We start from the raw sequence: 19641 nt of genomic DNA, 5'->3' as shown, positions 1-19641 counted from the left end.
TCTGACGCAGCACTATTCCGCCGCCTCGCGCAGGCTCGCGCGCATGAGGGAGCGCAAAGCGTCGATCGGTTCGTATTCGCCGCCGCGCTGAAACTGCCAGAAGGTCCAGCCGTTGCATGCGGGCAGGCCTTGCGCCAGGGCGCCGATCTTGTGGATCGAGCCCGCGACTGCGCCGATCGAGATCGCGCCGTCCGCCCGCACCACCGCGAAATGGCGCTTCTTTTCATCGGCGAGTATGTCGCCGGGCCGGATTAGTCCCGCCTCGATGACGGCGGAAAAAGGGATGCGCGGTTCTGACCGTTTGCTCGGCGCCTCGGCGACGGCGCTCTCAGGCAAAGGCTCGACGGCGTTGATCCGGGCCAGCGCGGCGGCGGCGTAGGTTTCGTCGCGTTCGATGCCGACGAAGCCGCGCCCGAGGCGCTTTGCGGCGGCGCCCGTCGTGCCGGTGCCGAAAAAAGGATCGAGCACCACGGCGCCGGGGGCCGAGGCGGCGAGCAGAACGCGGACGAGGAGCGCCTCGGGCTTCTGCGTCGGGTGGGTCTTGCGGCCGGCCGCGTCCTTCAGCCGCTCGGCGCCGGTGCAGATCGGAAACAGCCAGTCCGATCGCATCTGGCAGTCCTCGTTGCCGGCTTTCAGCAATTCGTAGTTGAAGCGGTAATTTTTCGCGCCGGCGCTTTTGGCGGCCCAGATCAGCGTTTCATGCGCGTTGGTGAACCGGCGGCCGCGGAAATTCGGCATCGGATTGGACTTGCGCCAGACGATGTCGTTCAGGATCCAGTACCCTTGGTCCTGCAGGATCGCGCCGACCCGGAAAATATTATGGTAGGAGCCGATGACAAACAGCGTCGCGTCGGGCTTCATCACCCGCCGGACGGCGGCGAGCCAGTCGCGGGTGAAGCGATCATAGGCGGAGAAGTTCGCGAATTTGTCCCAGTCGTCGTCGACTCCGTCGACAAGGCTCTGGTCGGGCCGCGACAGGCTATTTTCCAGTTGCAGATTGTAGGGCGGGTCGGCGAAGACGAGATCGACGCTTTCCTCGGGCAGCCGCGCGAGTTCCTCGAGGCAATCGCCGACGATGATCTCGTTCAGCGGGAGGCCTTGGCGGGCGGGCGCCGAAGCGCCGGACGCAACGGAGCGCACCGCCGAAATCCCAGTACGCAATACCTTGATCTGAGATTTACGGCCGGCGGCTCCGGCGCTTTGGCTACGCATGTTCGACAACCGGTACGCTACGCTACTGACGCGACCGACCTTGGCGGCGCCCGGTAAACATCCCGTGTCGGAGGGCTGGCTTCGACTGTGCCATTTCTGCATAGGCGGCGGGGCGGCTCCCCCTTCGCCGCGTCTTTCAACCGATCCTGAACGGACGGAAACTCAGCCGGTGATAGGGACACGGCCCGTGTTCTTCGATGGCTGCGAGATGCCGGGGCGTTCCATAGCCGGCGTGCTGGCTGAAACCATAGACCGGATGAACCGCGCAAAGCCGCGTCATCAGGCGATCGCGCGTCACCTTGGCGACAATGGAGGCAGCGGCGATCGAAAGCACGGCGCCGTCGCCCTTCACGATGGCCTCGCCGGGGCAGGGCGCGCCGGCCGGCGCGTCGTTGCCGTCGAACAGAACGTAACAGGGCGCGGCCGCGAGCGCCCGGAGCGCCCGGCGCATGGCCTCGAGCGTCGCCTGACGGATGTTGATCGCGTCGATCTCGGCCGCACTCGCAAAGGCGACCGACACGCAGAGCGCGCGTTTTAGAATTTCCTCATAGAGGCGTTCGCGCGTTGGCGGGGGCAAAAGCTTCGAATCATTGAGCCCGCGCGGCAGATTCAAGGGATCGAGGATGACGGCGGCGGCGGCGACCGGTCCCGCCAGCGGGCCGCGCCCGGCTTCGTCGACGCCCGCAACCGGCCAGACGCCGGCCTTGAGCAATTTCCTTTCGACGCTAAAATCCGGTTTCGCCATCGCATTCCCCCCGCCGGGCCGCGAGCCCCGCGTTTCCCCGCTCATTCAAGCGACCTTGCAAGCGACCCTGCAAGCCACCGTGCAGGCGAGCGCGCGCGCAGCCCTGGAAACAGGCGACAGTAACGACGCTGTCGTGTAAGATATTTTGTGCAATGCGTCAGGCCGCGCTAAAGAACCGATTTCAGCGGTCTGGGCCGCGCGGGCGCCGTAGGCATCGGCGCTGTTTGGGAAACAAGTCGGGCGGCAGAAGTCGGGAAAGCAAGAAATGGTGAAAATCCTTCCGGTCATCATGTGCGGCGGGTCGGGGACGAGAGTCTGGCCCGAATCGCGGGAGAGCCTGCCAAAGCAGTTCATTTCCCTTATCGGAATGCAATCCACCTTCCAGTCCGCGATGCAGATCCTCGACGACGACGTTTTTGAGACCCCGATCGTCATTACGAATCACGATTACCGGTTTTTAGTTTTCGACCAGCTGCAAAAGATCGGGCGCGAGGCGCGGATCGTTCTTGAGCCTGTGCGGCGCGACTCGGGTCCGGCCGTGGCCGTCGCCGCCGAACTCGCCGCCGCGGCCGCTCCCGACGCGATCGTCGCGGTTCTTGCGGCGGATCATGTCGTGCAGGACAAGGCGGGATTTCTGGCCCTGTGCAAAGAGGCGGCCGAGGCGGCCGCACTCGGCTATATCGTCACTCTCGGGATCAAGCCGACGGAGCCCGCCACCGGCTATGGCTATATCAAGACCGGCAAGGCGATCTCGCATGAGGGCGCCGTCCTCAAGGTCGCGGGGTTCGTCGAAAAGCCGGACGCCGCGACGGCTGAGCGATATATCGCTGAAAACTACCTCTGGAACTCCGGCAATTTTTTCTTTCGCGCCGACGTGATGCAGGCCGAGTTGCGCCATTACCAACCGGCGATCGCGGAGGCGGCTGCGGAGGCGGTCGCCAACGCCACGACCGACCTCAATTTCATCCTGCTCGACGCAGAGGCCTTCGCGAAGGCGCCGAAAATATCGATCGACTACGCGGTGATGGAACATACCGACAAGGCCGCGGTCGTTCCGGCCGACATCGGATGGTCGGACGTCGGCAATTGGGCGGCGGTCTGGGAATTGTCCGAGCGCAATGAAAAAGGCAATTCGATCCGCGGACGCGGCGTCATCATGGACTCCGTCAACGTTCATGTCCGATCCGACGAGCATCTGACCACCGTCGTCGGCGTCGACGACATCATCGTGGTCACGACCCAGGACGCCGTCCTCGTGCTTCACAAGTCGCAGGGCGACCGGGTCAAGCAATTGGTCGATCAGTTGAAAAGCGAAAAGCACCGGGAGGCGCTGGAGCACAAAAGATCGTACCGGCCCTGGGGCTATTATCAGTCCGTCGATTCTGGCGATCGCTACCAGGTCAAGCGCATCGTGGTGAAGCCCGGCGACCGATTGTCCCTGCAAAAGCATTTCCACCGCGCCGAGCACTGGATCGTCGTCAGGGGCACGGCCGAGGTGACGCGCGACGACGAGGTGCGTCTCGTGCATGAAAACGAGTCGATTTATCTGCCGATCGGCTGCGTGCACCGGATGGCGAATCCCGGCAAGATCGACCTCGAACTGATCGAAGTCCAGACCGGCTCTTACCTCGGCGAAGATGACATCGTCCGCATTCAGGACGTCTACAATCGGGGGTGAGGATCAACTGATCCTTGGGGCCTCTTCTCAACAGGCGTTCTCAACAAGTGTTCTCGCCGGGCGCCGGTCGCGCCAACCGGGCCGTCAATGTTGTGGCGCCGGGCATGGCTGTTCCAGGACGAAACCGCGCCTGTCTCATGTCCGGCTCGCCTGTCTCATGTCCAGGAAGATGATCGGGTGCAGGGTCCGGCGAGTTTAGGCCCGCCAGTCGCGCCTCAGGCTGACGCCGCTCTTGACGCTTTGGTCCGGGCGAAGCATCGTCCCGGGGAAATTCACGTGGGGTGCAAGATGGCGGGCTTTGGAGGACTGGCGAAGCGATTTTATCGCTCGCCGCTGGCTGCGGCGATGTTCGCCGTGCTGACGACAAGCGCTTTTCATCCCGCGAACGCGCGTCCTCTTGTTCCCGCCGAGCGCCAATATATCCCCTCCGACGGTTTGTTGCCGCCTTGCGACGACCCGGCCGCGCTGGAACGGCTGCAATCGCGGTTTCACGAGCGGGAAAGCGAATTCTGGAGGACGGGCCTCGAAATTCTCGGCTTCGATCAGGTTCAGGAGATCGGCTTCCGGTCGAATGGCCTCGATTACATTCCCCGCCGCTATTGCCGCGCCCGGGCCTACATGAACGATGACAAATGGCGCCCGGTGTCGTTCACGATCGTCAAGGACGCGGGGCTGATCGGTGCCCAGGATGATGTCGACTGGTGCGTCGAAGGCCTCGATCGCATGGACGCCTATGCGCCCGGATGCAAGATGGTGCGGCCCTGAGACCCGTACGGCTGGAAGGCAAACTCCGGGAGCTTTGGCCCCTGACTCTGGCGGCGGCCCTTTGCGGGTTTCTTCCGGCCGCTTCCGCGCAGGCTGATCCGCAGGGACGCGGCTGCATCCTCGACAATTGCGCCGACGCCTCGCCTGCGGACGCAAATCCGGGTTCTCCATCTCCGGATGCTCCGTCGGGTCCGTCTTTCGGGCGGCGCATGCAGCCACGCGGACCGAGCGCGCCCGGCGATTTCGACTTTTACGTTCTGGCCCTCTCCTGGTCGCCGAGTTTCTGCCAGACCGCTTCGGCGGAGCGGGCTCAGACCCAGTGCGGCGCCGGCGCCAATCTCGGCTTTGTCGTGCATGGGCTCTGGCCCCAGTACGAACATGGCTACCCGTCCGATTGCGGGCCGGCCGCGCGTTCGCCCTCGCGCATCGCGCTGGAATCGGCGGCCGGGGTCTATCCGGACGAAGGCCTCGCCCGCTACGAATGGCGCAAGCATGGCGTCTGCTCCGGCAAGAGCCCGACGGATTATTTCGCCGACGTCCGCAAGGCGCGCGAGGCGATTGTCGTGCCGCCCCCGTTTGCGACGGCGAAGGAGGCGCAGACATGGACGCCGGTCGACATCGAGCGCGCCTTTATCGCGGCCAACCGGCGGCTGCGGCCCGGGATGCTTGGGCTCGCCTGCGCGCATGGCGTCCTGCAGGAGGTCCGGATCTGTTTTTCGAAAGATCTGCGCGACTTTCACGCCTGTCCGGAGGTCAGCCGACAGGGGTGCCGCGCGCGACAGGTGTCCGTCCCGCCGACCTTATAAAAAGGGAGCGTTTATAGAGCGCTTTCCGATCGCATGGAGTCATGCGGTCGATCAGAAATCGCTCCAGAGTCAAAAGCTTGCGCATAGTCTTGTCGATTGGATTGATTCAATCCAATCCAATCGGAATATGCTCTAGGGCATCGCCGCACGCGCGTCGATCAGGCTCTGCTGACTTTCGTGGATGAGTCCTTGCCGAGGCTCATGGATGTCGCAGATGACGAGTGTCAGCGCGACGATCAGCAGGGAAACCGTCGTGGTCGCGGCGAAGGATCGTTCGCCGGAGAGGCCGCAGCCATAGCCGGTCAGTCCCATCCCGACGAGCGCGAGGACGCCGAGCAGTCCGAACATCTGAATCGGAAGGCGGTTGGAGTTGGAGGCGACCCTCTCGCCGCCGACGTCGATGAGATCGTTGACGGAGGAGATGAAAAGCGCCGTCACGGGCCCGCGATCCTGCTCGGCGGCGCGCGCGGCGATCGCCCAGATCTCTTTTTGGACCTCATCGCCCTGCCTTGCGATTCGCGCCGCCTCAGTCTCCGTCGCCGCCGCCCATTGAAGGTGAAGATCCGTATAGCGCCGCAGCAAAAGGCCAGCCTGCTGCGCCAGAGGCTTTTGCAGCAATTGCGCCCTCAAATAGGCCGTGCCGATCGCGTTGGCTTCCTTGACGACGAGCGTGCGCCGTTCCTGGAAATTCGACATCGACGCGGAATAGGTGAACCCAAGGAGCAGGGCGAGCAGGCCAAGCACCGAGGCCTGAATCGATCCGGTCTCGAATTTCGCCCTCTCCTGCGCCGCTCGTCCAAGACGCCGCCCGCCCCGGAACCCCAGTTCGGTGACGAGGACGAGCGACCCTGCCGCGGCCAGGAAGACGATCCAGACCGGCAAACCATAAAGCGTGGCTCTGGCGAACATGGGGTCCCGCCGCTAAAGAGGTCCGCAAACGATGCGGCCAAAAGATCAAAAACAAGAGATCAAGAGACAAGAGACAGGAAAAAAGAGAAAAGAAAGGGCTGTCCGCTGCATACGGAAGATTCGCAGATGACCCCGCCTAATGCAACGCTGCCGACCGCGCCCGCGAACTGCGCTCTGGCGATGACGCGACGGCGACGCAAAGTCTGGAAGGCGAAGCAAAGTTCGGAAGGCGCCGCAAAGGTCATATGAATTATCGTCACGATTTCCACGCCGGTAATTTCGCCGACGTCTTCAAACATATTTTCCTCACCCGGATTCTTGCGCATCTGGCGGAAAAGCCGGGCGCCTTCCGGGTCGTCGAAACCCATGCGGGCGGCGGCGTGTACGATCTTTCGGCGCCTGCGGCGGAACGAACCGCCGAATGGCGCGGCGGGGCGGGGCGCCTCTCACGCTCTACTCTCGCGTCCCCGGCGCTGGACCTTATCTCGCCCTATCTCCAGATCCTTTCGCCGCTGCTGAATGCGGACCAGCCCCGCTATCCCGGCTCTCCGGCGATCGCGCGCGCCCTGTTGCGGCCGCACGACAGGATGGTTTTCTGCGAGTTTCACCCCGACGCCTCAAAAGCGCTCCGCCGTCACATGGGCGCCGACAGAAGGATCAAGATTATCGAGATCGACGGCTATGTCGGGCTCAAGGCCTATCTGCCTCCCGTCGAAAGGCGCGGTCTCGTTCTGATCGATCCGCCGTTCGAGGACGCCGGCGAGTTCGAACGGCTTTCGGGTGCGGTCGCGGCGGCGTGGCGGAAATGGGCGACGGGAATCTTTGTCATCTGGTATCCGGTCAAGCCGGACGGCGGCGCGGCGCTTTTTGCGCGGACACTGGCGAAGTCCGGGATCCGGCCGATTCTCCGGCTCGAATTCCAGATCAGCGACCCCGCGCTGCGCGGCCCCTTGACCCGCTGCGGCCTGATCATCATCAATCCTCCCTACAGGCTCGAGGCGGAAGCGCAACTCATCCTTCCCGCCCTCGTCTCCCTGCTCGGCGATGGCGGGGGCTCGCATCTGGCCGAATGGCTGGCCCCGGAAGAGAATCAGCCGCGGAATTTTTGGGATCGAACTTGACAAGCGCGGCTTTGGCCCCGAGCGGTGGAGCCGCAATCGGCGCGGCGTCAGGCCGCCGCACTCAGGAAGGAATATTCCCGGCCATGATGACTTTGCTTACCTCGCCGGCTTCGCCGTTCGGACGCAAGGTGGTGATCGCCGCCGCGCTCGCCGGCCTTTCGGGGCAAATCAAGGCGGCCGCGTCGGACACGAGCGATCCCGACGATCCGGTGCGCTCGCATAATCCGCTCGGCAAGATTCCGACTCTCATTCTCGACGATGGATCGGTCCTGTTCGACAGCCGGGTCATCGTCGAATATCTGGATGTTCTGGCGGGCGGCGACATTCTGATCCCGGCGGCGCCCGAAGAACGGTTCAAGAGCCTGACGCTCGCCGCTCTCGCCGACGGAATCGCCGACGCAAGCCTCCTGCAGATGTACGAGGTCCGCTTTCGCGACCCCTCCAGGCGGGAGCCGGGATGGATGGCTCATCAGGAGGACAAGGTCGCGCGCGGGCTGAAAGCTCTGGACGCCGCCCCGCCCGCCGGCCGGCGCGACGTGGCCCATATCGCCGCCGCTTGCGCCCTTGGCTATCTCGATTTGCGGTTCGAGGGCGCGTGGCGGGACGGTCATCCATCGCTCGTCCGGTGGCTCGACGGGTTCGCGTCGGACGTTCCCTCGTTCGAGGCGACCCGGCTATGAGCGCGAGAACGCTTTTGAAGCGCTTCACCCTGCTCTGCCTCGCCGTTTTTTGCTGCGCCGCACCATCGGCGGGCGCCGAACTGAACGACTACCCCACGGAAGCGCGCGCCGAGTTCGTCTTCGCCTGCATGAAAACCAATGGCGAAACCCAGGACGCGCTTCGGCGCTGCTCCTGCTCGATCGACGTCATCGCGACTCTGCTCCCTTATGATCGTTATGTCGCCGCCGCGACGGTCGCGAGCATGACTCAGGCGCAGGGCCAGATCGGGACCTTGTTCCGAGCGAGCGAATTGGCCAAAGCCGCCCTTGCGGATTTGCGCCGAGCCCAGGCCGAGGCCGAGATCCGCTGTTTTTGAGTTTGCGAAGAAAAACGTTTTTCTTTTTCCGGTCGCCGCGGTCTCCGGGGGCGGGCCGAGAAACCCTGTTCTCATAGCGGCGAGTCTCTTTTCTCGTCGGGGCGAGTCTCTTTTCTCGTCGCGGCAAGTCTCTTTTCTCATCAAGGCAAGTTTCGCAAAAGCGGACTTTCAAGCGCGCAAGTGTCGCGCCGTTTGCGCCGTGAATGACTATTGTGTCCTGGCAAAGCCCAATATATATGGATGCCGAAGTTTCCCGATGTTTCTGCGAATTTTTGCAGTTCGGCGACTTACCTGGCGATGGCGCGCGCTGCCGCCGGAGCGTCAAAAACAGGCGCGGCCAACGTTAGAACCTGTGATCTTAACCGGCGTGTCGGCCCGCAGCCGGTAGTTATGAATGACAAGGCGCTGGCGAAGCCCGAATGAGTAATGCGGGCGCCACGACCAAAGTGTCCGGAGGAAATGAATGCGCAAATTCCTGCTTATGTCCTGTGTCGCCGCCACTGCGCTCCTGGCGGGCGGCGCCGCCTTCGCCAATGACGAATTGGCGGCCCAGTCGAAAGATCCGAAACAATGGGTCCTGCCGACCGGCGATTACGCCAACCGGCGTTTCTCGGAGCTCTCCCAGATCAATTCGTCGAACGTCAAGAACCTTGTTCCGGCCTGGAGCTTCTCGACGGGCGTGCTGCGCGGTCACGAGGGCGGACCCTTGGTGGTCGGCAACGTCATGTATTTCTCGACGCCGTTCCCGAACATCGTTTACGCCCTCGATCTGAATAACGACGGCAAAATCCTCTGGAAGTACGAGCCGAAGCAGGATCCGAACGTCATTCCCGTCATGTGCTGCGACACGGTCACCCGCGGCGTTGCCTATGGCGATGGCAAGATCTTCCTCTACCAGGCTGACGCGACCCTCGTCGCGCTCGACGCCCACACCGGCGCCCATATCTGGTCGGCGAAGAACGGCGACCCGTCCAAGGGCGAAACAGGCACCTCCGCGCCGCAGGTCGTGAAGGACAAGGTTCTCGTCGGCATTTCCGGCGGCGAATTCGGCGTTCGCGGCCATATCACCGCCTACGACATCAAGACCGGCAAGAAAGCCTGGCGCGGCTATTCGGTTGGACCGGATTCCGACACGCTGATCGATCCCGAGAACACGACGCATCTCGGCAAGCCCGTCGGCAAGGATTCCGGCATCAACACCTGGCAGGGCGACCAGTGGAAGACCGGCGGCGGCACCACCTGGGGCTGGTATTCCTACGACCCCGAACTGAACCTCGTTTATTACGGCTCGGGCAATCCTTCGACCTGGAACCCCAAGCAGCGTCCCGGCGATAACCGCTGGTCGATGACCATCTGGGCCCGCGACGCCGACGACGGCAAGGTCAAGTGGGTCTACCAGATGACCCCGCACGACCAGTGGGATTACGACGGCATCAACGAGATGATCCTCGTCAACCAGGAAGCGCGCAAGGTTCTCGTCCATTTCGATCGCAACGGCTTCGCCTACACGCTCGACCGGGTCACCGGAGAGCCGCTCGTCGCGGAGAAATTCGACCCGGCCGTCAACTGGGCGACCAAGGTCGATCTCGACAAGAACTCCAAGACCTACGGCCGCCCGCTGGTCGTCAAGGAGTTCTCGACCGAGTCGAACGGCGAAGACGTCAACTCGCAGGGAATTTTCCCCGCCGCCCTCGGCGTGAAGGATCAGCAGCCGGCGGCCTATTCGCCGATTACGAATCTCTTCTACGTGCCAGCCAACCACGTCGCCATGGACTACGAGCCGTTCCGGGTGAGCTACACCGCGGGTCAGCCCTTCGTTGGCGCGACCTTGTCGATGTATCCGCCGAAGGGCGACACGCATCTCGGCAACTTCACGGCGTGGGACGCCAAGGCCGGCAAGATCATCTGGCAGAAGAAGGAGCAGTTCTCGGTGTGGTCGGGCGCGCTCGCCACAGCCGGCAATGTTGTCTTCTACGGCACGCTTGAAGGCTATCTGAAGGCGGTCGACGCCAAGACCGGCGATGAGCTCTTCAAGTACAAGACCCCCTCGGGCATCATCGGCAACGTCATGACCTACGAGCACAACGGCAAACAATATGTCGCAGTGCTCTCCGGCGTCGGCGGCTGGGCCGGCATCGGCCTCGCGGCGGGCTTGACCAAAGGCACCGAGGGTCTTGGCGCCGTCGGCGGCTACGCCTCGCTCGCTAACTACACCGCACTGGGCGGTCAATTGACAGTGTTCGCCCTTCCGAACTAAGTCAGGACGCTCTTTCGGGCATCGAAAGGATCCGGCGCCTCGAGCGCCGGATTTCTGCTTCGATATGCAAGTTCCAACAAGGATAGTGTCGTGCAAATCAATTCACTGGTGCGGGCCGCGTCCGTCGCCCTGCTCGCGACTTTTGGCGCCGCCTCGGCGATGGCTGAGACTCCCGCGGACCCGAAATCGGTCAAGAAGGACGACAGCGGCAAATATCTCGACGCCAAAGGCGACCCGACTTTCAATGTGGCCCCCGACGGCGCCGTGGATTGGTTCACCTATTCCGGGTATCGCCGTTATTCTTCGGAATGCATCGTCTGCCATGGTCCGGACGCCGAAGGGTCGACCTATGCGCCGGCGCTCAAGAATTCGGTCAAGGTTCTGGATTACGCGGAATTCTACGGTATCGTCGTCGGCGGCCGGCAGAATGTGTCCGGCGGTCAGAATAAGGTCATGCCAGCTCTCGGCGACAACAAGAACGTGATGTGCTATATCGACGACATCTACGTCTACCTTCGCGCCAGAAGCGTCGAGGCGGTAGCTCGCGGGCGTCCCGCCGCTCACGAAGAGAAACTGCCGAAAGTGACCGAAACGGAACACGCCTGTGTCGGCGACAAGAGCTGATCACACGGCATGAAACGTGTTGGGTTTGCTCTGGCGGTTGCTCTGGCGCTTAGCGGCGGCCAGGTCTTCGCGCAGGCGATCGAGGACAAGTCGATCGAACTCGTTGACCCGAATGTGTTTCGGGTCTGCGCCGATCCCCGTGATCTGCCGTTCTCGAACGAAGCAGGCGAAGGCTTCGAGAACAAGATCTCCGAACTCCTCGCGCGCAAACTTGGTAAGTCGCTCGCCTACACCTACTATCCCGGCTCGCCGGGCTTCATCCGTAATACGCTGAACGCCCGCCTTTGCGACGTTGTCATCGGCATACCGCAAGGCGACGATATCGTTCAGGGCACCAATCCCTATTACCGCACATCCTACGCGCTGGTTTTCAAGGCGGGCTCGGACCTCGAAAAGATCGAAACCCTCGAAGATCCGCGCCTCAAGGGCAAGCGGATCGGCATTATCGCCGGAACCCCACCGGCGACCAATCTCGCCGTGAACGGCTTGCTGCCCAACATCAAATCCTATCCTCTGGTCGTGGATACGCGTTACGATGCGCCGACCGTGGATATGTTCAAGGATCTGGAGCAGGATCGGATCGACGTGGCCGTTCTATGGGGACCGATCGCAGGCTTCTTCGCCAAAGGGGCCAAGGTTCCAATGATTGTCGCGCCGCTCGTCAAGGAGACGTCCGGGCCGCGCCTGATCTACCGGATCGGCATGGGCGTCCGCCATTCCGATCAAGACTGGAAGCGCGTTCTGAACAAGCTCATCGCCGAGAATCAGGACGAAATCAACGCGATCCTGGCCGGCTTCGGAATCCCGGTGCTGGACGAGGCCGATATTCCCGCGCTTCACTGAAGGTTTCGGGGAATACCCGGAAGCTAGAGCGCTTTCCGATCGCATGAAGTCATGCGATCGATCAGAAATCGCTCCAGAGTCAAAAGCTTGAGCACATTCTTGTCGATTGGATTGATTCAATCCAATCGGAATATGCTCTAGCGTCCGGGGGCGCTTCAGTCCCTGATGAGGCTTTGACCCCGAGTGTTCGTTTCAGTCTGAATTCTGCCGTCACTCAAGATTTTGCTGAATGACCCGCGCCAGGGCGAACAATCTTTGCTCGATCAGCGTCGGCGTCTCGCACACATAGGTGAGGGCCTGGCGCCGCTCATCGAAGATACGTAAATCCCATTCGAGCGCTCGCGGATCGGTTTGAGCCTCTTTCGCCGCGCCCACCGGGGTCGGGACCGGGGGCGAGGGCGATTGCGAATGAAGAGTCGCGTTCTCCGCGCGGATTTTTTGCGCGAGTTCTTTCTGACGGCGGCCAAAGCGGATGAGTCCGCTGACAACCTGTGCGCGTTCAGAGCTCAGCGTTTCGAACAGACCGGCGAAAAGAGCGGTGAGTTCGGTCTTTTTTTCGTCCCGCCGCGAAGCATCGAATGTGGCGGCGAAATTCTGGACCTCGCGTTCGGCGTCCTCGACCGACAGGCGGCGGGCCGCGAGCGCTTTGACGCGGTCGGCCATCGTCGGAGTCTTGCTCCAATCGATATTTTCGACAGGGGGGCCGGACCAGACCGCGGGCAAGGAAATCTTTTCGACAAGAATTTGCCGGCACGGCCAATCCTTTTCGGAATTCTCCGCCGCCCGCGCCGGATTGAGCGAAATCGCAGCAAGCGCCACTACCGCGAGAGCGGACGTCCCAAGGGCGCGCACCGGACCCGCGACGCGAGGACGCGCGCATGAGCGTAGACTCATCTTCTCCCCCTGGCCTGCGGGCATTGTTGCAAGTGCCGTTGTGAAACCGATCCGCGGTGGGCGCATTCTATCATTATGGCCATAAGGACATAACTATATGCCATGTCCATTGAACGCCAACGCATATCTGGAGGAAGCGGGAACGGAAAGAGTGGGCCGAGTCTTGCTTTACATAATTTGAAGCGGAAGGAATCGAGACATGGGATTTGTTGAATTGATTCTCACTGTTTGCGCGATCGCACAACCCACTTCCTGCGAAGAGCAGGCGCTCTCCTTCGTTGATCAAGGTTCTCTCATGCAATGCATGTTGCAGGCTCCGCCGACCATCGCGCAATGGTCCGACGAGCATCCGGCGCGCCATGTCGTGAAATGGCGCTGCGCCTATCCCGGGCTCGAGGAAAAGTCGCTTTAGGCTCTCCTACGTTTTCACGGCTTCCCGTTGTCGATCATCGCCCTCTCGCTCAGTCCGGGCGGGCTGAACCCGAAGATCTGCCCGTAGAAGTCGAGTTCGAGTTCGAGCGTGCGCCTCAAGGTTTCCGCCTGGCGAAATCCATGGCCTTCACCCGCGAACTCGTAATAGGCGACGGCGAGTTTCCGCGCTTTCATGGCCGCGACCATCGTCTGCGCCTGATTGGGCGGAACCGTCCTGTCGTCCTCGCCTTGAAAGAAGATGACCGGACAGCTCAGGCGGTCGATATGACAGATCGGAGAGCGTTCGGCGTAGAGCGCTTCCGAACCCGGCAGGGGGCCGATCAACTGGTCGAGATAGCGCGCCTCGAACTTGTGCGTGTCCGTGGCGAGCAGCATCAGATCGGCGACGCCGTAAAAGCTCGCGCCTGCCTTGAAAAGAGTCGACGACGTCAGCGCGGCGAGCGTCGTGAAGCCGCCGGCGCTTCCGCCGCGAATGGCGAGGCGGGAGCCGTCGGCGAGCCCGCGTTCGACGAGGCGTCTCGCCGCCGCGCTGCAGTCTTCGACATCGACGAGTCCCCATTGGCCGTAGAGCCGTCGCCGGTAGGCGCGGCCAAATCCGGTCGATCCTCCGTAATTGACGTCGACGACGCCAAAACCGCGGCTGGTCCACCATTGAATGTTCAGATTGAAGCTGTTGGTGGTCATGCTGGTGGGGCCGCCGTGCGAAAGCACGATCAGAGGCGGCGATTCGCCTGGCGGCGCCAAAAATCCGCCGTTCCTGGGCGGATACCAGAAGGCGTGCGCGGTCCCGCCTGGCGTTTCGAAATCAAAGGGTTCGCCGATCGAGACGGTGTCCGGCGGTACGGGTGCGGGCGCGGCGTTGCGCACGATGATCGTTTCGCCTCCCCCGATGTCTGACGCCAGAACGAGCGCGGGCGGTTGGTCCGGCGGCGTCGCGAGATAGGCGATCCCTTTTTCAACGGGCGTCGGACATTCCTGAATCTGGCCGATGTCGAGAGGCCTGATCGCTCCCTCAAAAATCAACGCCGCGCGCCTGATCGCGTCCCGCACCATCGAGGCGATGATCCGTCCGTCGGGCAGGAAGGCGTAGAAGCGCTGCCGGAAGATCCAGTGCGGGCCCCCGATCTCCGCCTCGACGGGCGCCAGGGCGACGATTTCGTCGTTCCGAACGGCGTAAAGATTCCACCAGCCGGTCCGGTCCGAGCAGAAATGCAGGATATTTCCAGGCGACCAGGCAGGCTGCACGATCGCCTCGGGCTCGCCGCCCGCGATGATTTGGGGCGGTCCGATGTCGCCGGTCTGCGCCACCTTGGCTTTGAAGAGGCGCGTGGCGTCCCAAGGCATGGCGGGATGATCCCATGCGATCCACGCGAGGGTTGCGCCATCGGGCGAGAGCCGGGGCGAACTGAGGAAATCAGGCCCCTCGAGAAGGACAGTCTCGGTCTCGCCCGGATTTGATCCCAAAGCGACAATCGCCGCCTTCGGATCATTGGGCGGCCGGTCCCGATGATCCTCACGGATCGCGAGCGCGCGATGGCGGCGCGGATCCCATTCGAAATCGGCGTACCGGCAGTTTTCAGAGGTCGCGATCCGCCGCGGCGCGGCGCCGGGCTTGTCGATCAGCCAGACCGAGCCGTCCTTGCGCTCGCTGAAAATCACCGCGCCGTCATGAGCGGCGTAAGCGCCGCCGCCATATTCGTGAACGCGACTGCCGACATTGAACGGCGGGGGAGTCACGTCCTCGACCCCGCCGTCGGCGCCGCGTCGGCACAGGACCGAGCGTCCGTTCTCGGCCGGACGGCTTTCCAGCCAGTAAAGGGCGTCCCCGTCAACCGAAAGCGAGGAGAGGCCAATGGCCGCCGACGTCATGAGTTCGACGCTGACCGGCGAGGCCCACGATCCATAAGGCGCAACGACGCCGCTCATGGATCCTCAATGAGCGTTGGCTCGGATTTCATGCAGAATAAATCATCAGATGCGCCGCTCAAACGCAAAAAAAAGCGCCGGGGATGCCTCCGGCGCTCGGGGTCAGACGTTCAGCCCTCGCTTGGGCTGGCCGCGGCCGATTTAGGCGGAGACCTTCTTGCATTCGGCGGCGCACGCCTTGCAAGACTCAGCGCAGGACTTGCACTCGGAATATTGCGGGAACTTTTCGCATTCCTTCTGGCAATCCGTGCAAATCATTTCCACCACCTTGGCGAAATGCCCGGTATGGGGCGAGTTCACGGCCGCGAGGGCTTGCAGGGCTTTGCAGGCTGCGACAAGCTGGAACGCCGAATCGGTGCAGGCGGCCATGCTCGTGTCTTTCATGGCGATCATGCCGAAACAATGCCGTAGGCAATCCTCGCCGGTGGAGACGCAATGACCAGCGCTCTCCTGAAGATCCTTGAATTTCGCCGGATGCATGGATTCTCCGCTCATTTCGGCGAAGGCTTGAGGAGCGCCGGCTGCGACGATGACGGCGGCAGTGCCGACGGCGGCGATGAATTCACGACGCTGCATGTTAGGTTCTCCTCTTGGACAAGTTGTATTGAGTTGCTAGCTCAATCTAGCCTGTCTACGCGCGCAAGGCGCTGGCATCAAGGTATTCACACAAAAAATAGCGGAATCGTGAAGCCTTCATACTACATACATTGCTTATAGACTAACTGAACTAAGCTTCTGATTGTCAGGTCTTGGGCGGACTATGCCCTATGCGCAAGGACTCTTGCGCGTTGCTGGTCAGCGCTCCCTGAATTTTGTTCGAAAGCGACGCGAGAATCCAGGGAAGCTGGACTTCGATGCGGACGCTGTCCGACATGACGTTCAGCTGGCCCGTGGTTGTCTGGCCGAAGGCCACGACCCGCAGTTCCGCCTGGCTTCCGGTCCAGTTGACCTCAGAATAGGCGAGCTTATCGACATAATCGCGGCGCAAGGCGTCGATTTTTTCCGAGATCCGCTTCTGGGCTTCCTCGGCCCCAAGCTGATGCGGCACGGTGATCACGATCGATTTCGACATAACGCTTCTCCCAAGGTTGATGTATTTAGGGCCAATGCGCGTCGCGCGGAAGGACGCGGATGCGAAACAATCCTTGTTCAAGCCGCGGCGACGACTGGAAGACGGCCGCGAAGCTCCATATCTTATGCATGCGCCCGTAGGTAAGCTTTGCATCGCGCCGGGCGGCGGCTTCGAGCCCTCTGGTCCGCGGCCCGCACGTCCTTAACGCATGCCGAAGGAATCCGTTGATGTCCGTTTCGTCACCATCCAACAAAATCGTCAGCATCCGCGTCGAGGGAATGGCCTGCGGCTCCTGCGCCTCTCGCGTGGAAAAAGCGATTCTCGCCACCAATGGCGTCGTTTCGGCCTCCGTCGATCTGGGCGCCAAGCGGGCCGAGGTGACGTTCGCCGGCGTGCCGGACATCGCCGCCGTGATCGCCGCCATCGGCGAGGCGGGCTATGAGTGCGCTCTCGAAAGGGCGGCTTCGGCCTGATCGGGCCGCCAGATTAGCCGCCCGGACGAGCGCCCGACCCACGCGAAGCTTGCCTTGACCGCAAAGGACGACTCCATGCGAACTGCGTCCGCTGATTCGAACGCCGCCCTGAGCCTGCGGATCGACGGGATGGAATGCGCCTCATGCGTGGCGCGGGTGGAGAAGGCCATTCGCGCGGCGCCGGGCGTCGCGTCGGCGTCGGTCAATCTGGCGACAAAGCGGGCGGAGGTCGTATTCACCGGCGCTCCCGACGTCGCGCCGGTGATCGCGTCCATCGGCAAGGCCGGATTTGGATCGGCGACGGAGACGATGGAATTCGCCGTCGACAATCTCAGCTGCGCTTCCTGTGTGAATCGGGTCGAAAAGGCGCTGAAGGCGGAGCCCGGCGTCGTCGAGGCGGCGGTCAATCTCGCGACCAGGACCGCGACCGTCCGCGTGGCGGCCGGGGTCACGGACCAAAGGGCGCTGGCGAAAGCGTCCGCCGCGGCCGGTTATCCGGCGCATTATATCAATCACGAGGGCCACGGCCATGGCGGCGGCGCGCATGATCACGGCGCGGGCCCAAACGAAGCCGCCAGCGCTTTCAGGGCGTTCTTACTCGCCCTCGCGCTGACCGCGCCGGTCTTTGTCCTCGAGATGGGCTCGCATCTGTTTCCGGCTTTTCACTCTTTCGTCATGCAGACCGTCGGAATGCAGGCGAGCCGGATTATTCAGTTTGTTCTCACCGCCTTGGTTCTGGCGGGTCCAGGCTTCCGGTTTTTCAAATCCGGTTTGCCCGCCCTGTGGCGTCTCGCCCCCGAGATGAATGCGCTCGTCGCCCTCGGCTCGGGCGCGGCCTTCATCTATTCGACGCTCGTCACGTTCGCGCCCGCCCTGTTTCCTGCCGGGACATCGAACGTCTATTTCGAATCCGCCGCCGTGATCGTCACGCTCATTCTGCTTGGGCGAAGTCTCGAGGCGCGCGCCAAGGGCAAGGCGGGCGCGGCGATCGCCGGCCTGATCGGCCTCAAGCCAAAGACCGCTCATGTCGTGCGCGGCGCCGCTACGGTGGACGTCGATCTCGACGATGTCGTCGTCGGCGATATCGTTCTCGTCAAACCGGGCGAAAAAATTCCCGCTGACGGGACGGTCGTGGACGGATCGTCCTATGTCGACGAATCGATGCTGACCGGGGAGCCCCGTCCGGTCGCCAAGGCGTTGGGCGCGACAATCGTCGGCGGAACGATCAACACGACGGGCAGCTTCTCGTTCAAAGTGACGGAGACCGGGGCCGATACGAGGCTCGCCCAGATCATCCGCATGGTCGAGCGGGCGCAGGGCGCGAAACTGCCGATCCAGGCGCTGGCCGACAAGGTGACCGCTGTTTTCGTTCCCGCCGTGATGGCGATCGCGGCGCTGACCTTCGCGGTCTGGTTCTGGTTCGGACCCGCGCCCTCGCTGAATTATGCGCTGACCCTGATGGTCGCGGTGCTCATCATCGCCTGCCCCTGCGCGATGGGGCTTGCGACGCCGACCTCGATCATGGTCGGCACCGGCCGGGGCGCGGAACTGGGCGTTCTCTTCCGCAAGGGCGATGCGCTTCAGACGCTTTCGAACGTCACCGCGATCGCGCTGGATAAGACCGGGACGATCACAAAAGGACGCCCGGAACTGACCGATTTTCTGGTCGCGCCGGGATTTGACCGCGACACGGTTCTGTCCTTGGTCGCCGCGGTCGAATCACGGTCCGAACATCCTGTGGCGGTCGCGATCGCGGCGGCCGCCGCCAGGTCCGGCGTTGGCGAGGGCGCCGCGGCAGGGGAGGCCGCCATGGAAGCGCACGGCCGCTGGCCGTGGTCGAAACGGGGCGGGCGCGCCTCCGGGAACCTGCGGAACTTTGCCTCAAGACCGGGTTTCGGCGTCGAAGCCGATGTCGGAGGGCGTCATGTCGCCGTCGGCGCCGATCGGTTCATGGCCATGAAGGGCGTCGGTATCGCCGTCTTCAAGGACGCCGCCGCGAAATTCGGCGAAGAGGCCAAATCGCCGCTCTATGCGGCGATCGACGGCAAGCTCGCCGCTCTGATCGTTGTGGCCGATCCGGTTTCCCCATCGGCGCGTCAGGCGGTCGAGGCGTTGCGCGGGCAGGGGCTCGATGTCGTCATGGTGACAGGCGACAATCGCGCGACAGCGGAAGCCGTCGCGAAGGCGGTTGGCATTTCCTCCGTCGTGGCCGAGGTTTTGCCGGAGGGCAAGATCGAGGCGCTCAAGCAGCTGCGCGCGCGCCATCGCTCGCTGGCCTTTGTCGGCGACGGCGTGAATGACGCGCCCGCCCTTGCGGAGGCCGATGTCGGAATTGCGATCGGGGGCGGAACCGATGTCGCCATCGAGGCGGCCGACGTCGTGCTGATGGGCGGCGATATCGGCGCCGTGGCGACGGCGGTGGCGCTGAGCCGGGTGACGATGGCCAATATCAAGCAGAATCTGTTCTGGGCGTTCGCCTATAACGTCATTCTGATCCCCGTCGCGGCGGGGGCGCTCTATCCGGCCTTTGGAATTCTGCTGTCGCCGATGCTGGCCGCGGGCGCGATGGCGTTCTCGTCGGTGTTTGTCGTCCTGAATGCGCTGCGGCTGCGGCGGTTCAAGCCGCTGAGCGGCGGAGGAGCCGCGCCAGTCGAAGCCGCGGCGTTTCGTTCGGCGCCCGCGCAATAATTCCGAGCAACGAGACAAATCCGGCCGGGCGGGTAGGCCGCGCACGGCCTTCGTGCTAGAGCATATTCCGATCGGATTGAATCAATCCAATCGATAAGAATATGCTCATGTCTTTGACTCTGGAGCGATTTCTGATCGATCGCATGACTTCATGCGATCG

At 62.8% G+C, this 19641-nt stretch carries 19 protein-coding genes; 12 read left to right on the top strand and 7 right to left on the bottom strand.

Features of this window, described 5'->3' with window-relative positions; genetic code table 11:
- Positions 1–12: 12 nt before the first annotated feature.
- Positions 13–1212, bottom strand: coding sequence for a site-specific DNA-methyltransferase (locus tag BM177_RS09440; protein ID WP_091681485.1), 1200 nt, complete (start codon positions 1210–1212; stop codon positions 13–15).
- Positions 1213–1348: 136 nt separating this feature from the next.
- The gene (locus BM177_RS09435; protein ID WP_244532239.1) at positions 1349–1957 is read right to left on the bottom strand and encodes a ribonuclease HII; all 609 of its coding nucleotides are present in this window, start codon (positions 1955–1957) and stop codon (positions 1349–1351) included.
- 265 nt (positions 1958–2222) lie between these two features.
- On the opposite strand from BM177_RS09435, the gene BM177_RS09430 reads away from it, so the two are divergent.
- The 3 genes from BM177_RS09430 (at position 2223) to BM177_RS09420 (ending at position 5206) form a co-directional block, all read left to right on the top strand.
- A complete protein-coding gene (locus tag BM177_RS09430) occupies positions 2223–3635 on the top strand; it encodes a mannose-1-phosphate guanylyltransferase/mannose-6-phosphate isomerase (RefSeq protein ID WP_091681480.1) in 1413 nt (470 codons plus the stop codon).
- 87 nt (positions 3636–3722) lie between these two features.
- Positions 3723–4400 (top strand): hypothetical protein, encoded by a 678-nt coding sequence (locus BM177_RS09425; protein ID WP_139223577.1) that lies wholly within the window; start codon positions 3723–3725, stop codon positions 4398–4400.
- On the top strand, positions 4379–5206 hold the full coding sequence (locus BM177_RS09420) for a ribonuclease T2 family protein (protein ID WP_244532238.1): 828 nt from the start codon (positions 4379–4381) through the stop codon (positions 5204–5206). The genes BM177_RS09425 and BM177_RS09420 overlap by 22 nt, the downstream gene beginning before the upstream one ends.
- A gap of 132 nt (positions 5207–5338) precedes the next feature.
- Here the strand turns inward: BM177_RS09420 and BM177_RS09415 are convergent, their stop codons facing one another.
- Positions 5339–6115: a bestrophin-like domain gene (locus tag BM177_RS09415; protein ID WP_091681474.1), complete on the bottom strand. Its 777-nt coding sequence runs from the start codon at positions 6113–6115 to the stop codon at positions 5339–5341.
- Positions 6116–6360: 245 nt separating this feature from the next.
- Here BM177_RS09415 and BM177_RS09405 point away from each other — a divergent pair, with 245 nt between their 5' ends.
- From BM177_RS09405 to BM177_RS09380, 6 genes are all read left to right on the top strand, one after another.
- On the top strand, positions 6361–7236 hold the full coding sequence (locus tag BM177_RS09405) for a 23S rRNA (adenine(2030)-N(6))-methyltransferase RlmJ (RefSeq protein WP_091681469.1): 876 nt from the start codon (positions 6361–6363) through the stop codon (positions 7234–7236).
- 83 nt (positions 7237–7319) lie between these two features.
- Positions 7320–7916 (top strand): glutathione S-transferase family protein, encoded by a 597-nt coding sequence (locus BM177_RS09400; protein ID WP_175492552.1) that lies wholly within the window; start codon positions 7320–7322, stop codon positions 7914–7916.
- Positions 7913–8272, top strand: a complete 360-nt coding sequence (locus BM177_RS09395) for a hypothetical protein (protein ID WP_091681467.1) — start codon at positions 7913–7915, stop codon at positions 8270–8272. Before BM177_RS09400 ends, BM177_RS09395 begins: the two co-directional genes overlap by 4 nt.
- 463 nt (positions 8273–8735) lie before the next feature.
- On the top strand, positions 8736–10529 hold the full coding sequence (gene xoxF5, locus BM177_RS09390; RefSeq protein ID WP_091681465.1) for a lanthanide-dependent methanol dehydrogenase XoxF5: 1794 nt from the start codon (positions 8736–8738) through the stop codon (positions 10527–10529).
- Between the two features lie 159 nt (positions 10530–10688).
- The gene (locus BM177_RS09385) at positions 10689–11153 is read left to right on the top strand and encodes a c-type cytochrome, methanol metabolism-related (RefSeq protein WP_091681789.1); all 465 of its coding nucleotides are present in this window, start codon (positions 10689–10691) and stop codon (positions 11151–11153) included.
- A gap of 9 nt (positions 11154–11162) precedes the next feature.
- Complete coding sequence (locus BM177_RS09380) at positions 11163–11996, top strand: substrate-binding domain-containing protein (protein ID WP_091681462.1); 834 nt, start codon at positions 11163–11165, stop codon at positions 11994–11996.
- Between the two features lie 210 nt (positions 11997–12206).
- Here the strand turns inward: BM177_RS09380 and BM177_RS09375 are convergent, their stop codons facing one another.
- Positions 12207–12890, bottom strand: a complete 684-nt coding sequence (locus BM177_RS09375; RefSeq protein ID WP_091681786.1) for a hypothetical protein — start codon at positions 12888–12890, stop codon at positions 12207–12209.
- Between the two features lie 199 nt (positions 12891–13089).
- Here BM177_RS09375 and BM177_RS09370 point away from each other — a divergent pair, with 199 nt between their 5' ends.
- Positions 13090–13302 (top strand): hypothetical protein, encoded by a 213-nt coding sequence (locus BM177_RS09370; RefSeq protein WP_091681460.1) that lies wholly within the window; start codon positions 13090–13092, stop codon positions 13300–13302.
- Between the two features lie 14 nt (positions 13303–13316).
- On the opposite strand, the gene BM177_RS09365 is transcribed toward BM177_RS09370, so the two are convergent.
- The 3 genes from BM177_RS09365 to BM177_RS09355 form a co-directional block, all read right to left on the bottom strand.
- Entirely contained in the window at positions 13317–15248 is a 1932-nt protein-coding gene (locus BM177_RS09365) for a S9 family peptidase (protein ID WP_091681457.1), read from the bottom strand.
- Between the two features lie 141 nt (positions 15249–15389).
- Positions 15390–15824 (bottom strand): four-helix bundle copper-binding protein, encoded by a 435-nt coding sequence (locus BM177_RS09360; protein ID WP_091681455.1) that lies wholly within the window; start codon positions 15822–15824, stop codon positions 15390–15392.
- Between the two features lie 166 nt (positions 15825–15990).
- Positions 15991–16320: a polyhydroxyalkanoic acid system family protein gene (locus BM177_RS09355; RefSeq protein ID WP_091681453.1), complete on the bottom strand. Its 330-nt coding sequence runs from the start codon at positions 16318–16320 to the stop codon at positions 15991–15993.
- A gap of 227 nt (positions 16321–16547) precedes the next feature.
- On the opposite strand from BM177_RS09355, the gene BM177_RS09345 reads away from it, so the two are divergent.
- On the top strand, positions 16548–16793 hold the full coding sequence (locus BM177_RS09345) for a heavy-metal-associated domain-containing protein (protein ID WP_091681450.1): 246 nt from the start codon (positions 16548–16550) through the stop codon (positions 16791–16793).
- Positions 16794–16868: 75 nt separating this feature from the next.
- Positions 16869–19481 (top strand): heavy metal translocating P-type ATPase, encoded by a 2613-nt coding sequence (locus BM177_RS09340; protein ID WP_091681448.1) that lies wholly within the window; start codon positions 16869–16871, stop codon positions 19479–19481.
- The last annotated feature ends 160 nt before the right edge of the window (positions 19482–19641 follow it).

The sequence above is a fragment of the Methylocapsa palsarum genome, assembly GCF_900114285.1.
Lineage (GTDB): Bacteria > Pseudomonadota > Alphaproteobacteria > Rhizobiales > Beijerinckiaceae > Methylocapsa > Methylocapsa palsarum.
The sequence above is the reverse complement of the archived record's forward strand: the minus strand, read 5'-3'. Positions and strand labels throughout refer to the sequence as shown.

Coding starts and splice junctions, on each gene's coding strand:
- BM177_RS09440 (WP_091681485.1), bottom strand. CDS start 1,212: ATGCGTAGCCAAAGCGCCGGAGCCGCCGGCCGTAAATCTCAGATCAAG.
- BM177_RS09435 (WP_244532239.1), bottom strand. CDS start 1,957: ATGGCGAAACCGGATTTTAGCGTCGAAAGGAAATTGCTCAAGGCCGGC.
- BM177_RS09430 (WP_091681480.1), top strand. CDS start 2,223: ATGGTGAAAATCCTTCCGGTCATCATGTGCGGCGGGTCGGGGACGAGA.
- BM177_RS09425 (WP_139223577.1), top strand. CDS start 3,723: ATGTTGTGGCGCCGGGCATGGCTGTTCCAGGACGAAACCGCGCCTGTC.
- BM177_RS09420 (WP_244532238.1), top strand. CDS start 4,379: ATGCAAGATGGTGCGGCCCTGAGACCCGTACGGCTGGAAGGCAAACTC.
- BM177_RS09415 (WP_091681474.1), bottom strand. CDS start 6,115: ATGTTCGCCAGAGCCACGCTTTATGGTTTGCCGGTCTGGATCGTCTTC.
- BM177_RS09405 (WP_091681469.1), top strand. CDS start 6,361: ATGAATTATCGTCACGATTTCCACGCCGGTAATTTCGCCGACGTCTTC.
- BM177_RS09400 (WP_175492552.1), top strand. CDS start 7,320: ATGATGACTTTGCTTACCTCGCCGGCTTCGCCGTTCGGACGCAAGGTG.
- BM177_RS09395 (WP_091681467.1), top strand. CDS start 7,913: ATGAGCGCGAGAACGCTTTTGAAGCGCTTCACCCTGCTCTGCCTCGCC.
- xoxF5 (WP_091681465.1), top strand. CDS start 8,736: ATGCGCAAATTCCTGCTTATGTCCTGTGTCGCCGCCACTGCGCTCCTG.
- BM177_RS09385 (WP_091681789.1), top strand. CDS start 10,689: ATGGCTGAGACTCCCGCGGACCCGAAATCGGTCAAGAAGGACGACAGC.
- BM177_RS09380 (WP_091681462.1), top strand. CDS start 11,163: ATGAAACGTGTTGGGTTTGCTCTGGCGGTTGCTCTGGCGCTTAGCGGC.
- BM177_RS09375 (WP_091681786.1), bottom strand. CDS start 12,890: ATGAGTCTACGCTCATGCGCGCGTCCTCGCGTCGCGGGTCCGGTGCGC.
- BM177_RS09370 (WP_091681460.1), top strand. CDS start 13,090: ATGGGATTTGTTGAATTGATTCTCACTGTTTGCGCGATCGCACAACCC.
- BM177_RS09365 (WP_091681457.1), bottom strand. CDS start 15,248: ATGAGCGGCGTCGTTGCGCCTTATGGATCGTGGGCCTCGCCGGTCAGC.
- BM177_RS09360 (WP_091681455.1), bottom strand. CDS start 15,824: ATGCAGCGTCGTGAATTCATCGCCGCCGTCGGCACTGCCGCCGTCATC.
- BM177_RS09355 (WP_091681453.1), bottom strand. CDS start 16,320: ATGTCGAAATCGATCGTGATCACCGTGCCGCATCAGCTTGGGGCCGAG.
- BM177_RS09345 (WP_091681450.1), top strand. CDS start 16,548: ATGTCCGTTTCGTCACCATCCAACAAAATCGTCAGCATCCGCGTCGAG.
- BM177_RS09340 (WP_091681448.1), top strand. CDS start 16,869: ATGCGAACTGCGTCCGCTGATTCGAACGCCGCCCTGAGCCTGCGGATC.